Source organism: Bradyrhizobium cosmicum (assembly GCF_032290525.1).
In the GTDB taxonomy this organism is placed as follows: Bacteria; Pseudomonadota; Alphaproteobacteria; order Rhizobiales; family Xanthobacteraceae; genus Bradyrhizobium; species Bradyrhizobium cosmicum_A.
This window is the reverse complement of sequence record NZ_JASXTA010000117.1, coordinates 1-320: the sequence shown is the minus strand read 5'-3', so window position 1 is coordinate 320 and position 320 is coordinate 1. Positions and strand designations below refer to the sequence as shown.

The following is a 320-nucleotide window of genomic DNA, read 5'->3' as shown; positions in this document are numbered from 1 at the left end:
CGTCCACCAGACGACGTCCTTCTTGATCGTGTCGAGCTTCTTGAAGGCGCGATCGACGCCTTCTGGCGTATTGAGGACCTTATAGACGTCCTTGGCCGGCACGCCGTCGGCGATCAGCGCCCATTCGAGATTGGGCGCGGCACTCTTCCACAATCCGCGCTTTCCGGGAAATTTCTTGGTGTCAAACAGATCGGCGATGGTTTTCGGGCCGTTCGGCAGCTTGTCCTTGTCGTAGGCGATGATTGTGGAATTGATTTGGAACGGCACTCCGCAGTCAAACTTTCCGGCATCACCGAAGTTGGCCCGGTCGAGACCCACCC

General features: G+C 57.8%; 1 protein-coding gene. It reads right to left on the bottom strand.

Annotated elements, in window-relative coordinates:
* A partial coding sequence (locus QSV46_RS39300; RefSeq protein WP_314964034.1) for an extracellular solute-binding protein occupies window positions 1-320 on the bottom strand: 320 nt, incomplete at both ends.